This window comes from Streptomyces sp. S6, from assembly GCF_054880855.1.
Genome location: NZ_JBTYMC010000531.1, coordinates 1 through 2,564, shown reverse-complemented (window position 1 = coordinate 2,564; position 2,564 = coordinate 1). Strand labels below are relative to the sequence as shown.

Here is a 2,564-nt window from a genome sequence, read left to right as displayed (position 1 = left end):
GGGACGGCGCCGAGGGCCGCCGCGGCGGCGGACAGCGCGCACAGCGCGGCGCCCGCCCCTCTGTTGAACCCGGACGCCGGTACAAGGCTGCGATGGGACCCCACGGGAAGCCGCACTCCTTCCGCTGACGGACGAGGAAACGCGGCAGACAGTAGCCCTGTGGGCAGGGGTGGGCCAAAGACCCTTGGCGGACACGGACGGTGACGCCCCGGCCCTGACGCAGGTCGGGGGCGGGGCGGACGGTCAGCGCGACCGGTCGGAATCCACTCGTTCGGGGGGACCGGTCAAACGCCGTGTCGTCAGATGCGGACGCCGAACATGAACGGGCCGCCGATGGTGCTCATCGACTCGTAGCGCACGACGGTGCCGGTGCGCGGCGCGTGGATGATCTGGCCGTTGCCCGCGTAGAGGCCGACGTGGTGCAGGTCGTTGAAGAAGATCACCAGGTCGCCGACGCGCAGCTGGCTCGCGTCGTAGATGCGGGTGCCCGCGTTGGCCTGGGACTCGGAGGTGCGCGGGATGGTGACGCCGGCCTGGCCGTAGGCCCAGGAGGTGAGGCCGGAGCAGTCGTAGGTGGCGGTGCCGGCGGTGCCGAAGGAGTACGGCTTGCCGAGCTGCGTCTGCGCGGCGGCGAACGCGGCGGCGGCGCGGCCCGAGGCGGAGCCGACGTTCCCGAGGTCGACGCGGGTCTCCGCGTCCCGGCTCGCGCGGGTCTCCTGCTGGGAGATCGCGGCCTTCTCGGCGGCCGTCAGGGAGTTGAGGAGCTTCTGCGCGTCGGAGAGCTTGCCCTGCACCTCGCGCTTCTTCTTGGACAGCTCGGCGCGGGTGCTGGAGAGGTCGGCGAGCTTGCCGGACGCCTCGGCGCGCTGCTGGGCGAGCTGGCGCTGCTTCTCCTGGATCTTCCTCAGCGCCTCGACCTGCTGGGCGCTGAGCTGGTCCTGGGTGGAGGCGCGGTCCAGGAAGCTGTCCGGGTCGGAGGAGAGGAAGAGCTGGACGGAGGAGTCGATGTTGCCCGTGCGGTACTGGGCGGCCGCCGCCATGCCTATGGAGTCGCGCAGCTTGTTCAGCTCGTCCTGGCCGCGGGCGACGTTGTCCTGGATGGTGGAGATCTCCTTCTGGAGCTTCCCCGCCTTGTCCTCGGCGCCGTTCATGGCCTCGGTGGCCTGCTCGGCCTCTTCGTAGAGCTTGTCGACCTTCGACTTGACCTCGTCCTTGGTCGGCTTCTCGCTGGGTGCCGCGTTCGCGGAGTTCGCGCTGAGGGCGACGGCAGCTGCGGCTGCGGTGGTCAGCAGAGTCACGCGGGTGCGGGACGGCGGCTTGGGCCGACGGTGGGACGCCACGGAGACGGACTCCTTCTCTTGACCGATCACCCCGCACAGTTGACCGAGCACGCGCGCGGAGGTTCGAACCGAGACCCTAGTGACCCGACTGTGATCAGTTCAAATCCTGTGGCGAAAAAAAGCGGTCCCGCAACGCATAATTTGCATTCAACCGACGCGCAGTGACGGCCACTTGACCCTGTGTGGAGATCCTGTGCTCAGGAGAGCCGCTTCAACAGCATCGCCGAAGCCACCGGCCGCGCCCCGGCCTTGGCGACGCCGTCGGCCACCTCCCGGTCGGTGGAGGCGACGATGACGGGCCGCCCCGGCGGTTCGGCGCGCACGAGCTGGCGGATCAGCTCGTCGGCCGTGACGCCGGGTTTCGAGAACAGGACGCGGACGCCCCGCGGAGGTGCGAGCAGGACCGGCGCGACGAGTTCGGCGCCGTCGAACACGCAGGTCACCTCGGCGCCCGTCTGCGCCGCCAGGGCGGAAAGCTGGCCCAGCAGGCGCAACCGCTGCTTCTCCAGGGGCATTTGGGGATAACCGGTCTTGGTGACGTTGTAGCCGTCGACCACGAGGTGGGCCTGCGGCAGCGCGAGGAGCTGATCGAGAATGGCCGGATCATGCTCCGACAGAGCGCGCGCGGCGATGTCCTTCGGGGTCATCCGACCCGGTTCGACGGCGTCCACGGAATCGGCGGGCCGCACCGACACCGGCGGCAGCGCCAGCTCCCTGCGCAGCCCCTGGGCGGCCTCCAGCACGGTGTCCAGCAGCAGCCGGACGCGCATGTCCTCGACGCTGCGCCCCTCGCGGGCGGCGCGGCGGCTGGCCTCCAGAGCGGCCTCCACCTCACCGAGCCGGGCCTTCACGCGCCGTGACTCGCTCTCGGCGGCGGACACCTGGGCCTGCCCCTCGGCGCGGACGGCCTCGATCTCGCCCTGGATCTTGCGCAGCGCCGCCTCACCGCGCTTGACGTCGCTGAGGGCGGAGCGCAGCTTGCGGTGCATGGCCTCCGACTCCCGCCGGGCGGCGGCGAGTTCCTGCCGCAGCCCCTCGGTCTCGGTCTTGACCAGACCCTGGGCGTGCGCCAACTCCTGGCGCAGCCGCTCCAGTTCGGCGCGGCTCTCCTCGTCCGCGCGTTCGGCGTCGGCGCGCTGGGCCTCCTCGCCGGCCGCGGTGACCAGTTTGACCCAGCCGGTGGGGCGCAGCACGTAGGCCGCCGCCGCGACGTCCAGCGGGTCG

Annotated in this window: 2 protein-coding genes; both read right to left on the bottom strand. The window is 71.2% G+C overall.

From position 1 onward, the window contains the following. Positions 1 to 299 precede the first annotated feature (299 nt). Positions 300 to 1,340: a C40 family peptidase gene (locus tag ACVNF4_RS34790; RefSeq protein WP_461806852.1), complete on the bottom strand. Its 1,041-nt coding sequence runs from the start codon at positions 1,338 to 1,340 to the stop codon at positions 300 to 302. Between the two features lie 197 nt (positions 1,341 to 1,537). Further along, a partial coding sequence (locus tag ACVNF4_RS34785) for an NYN domain-containing protein (protein ID WP_461806851.1) occupies positions 1,538 to 2,564 on the bottom strand: 1,027 nt, incomplete at its 5' end.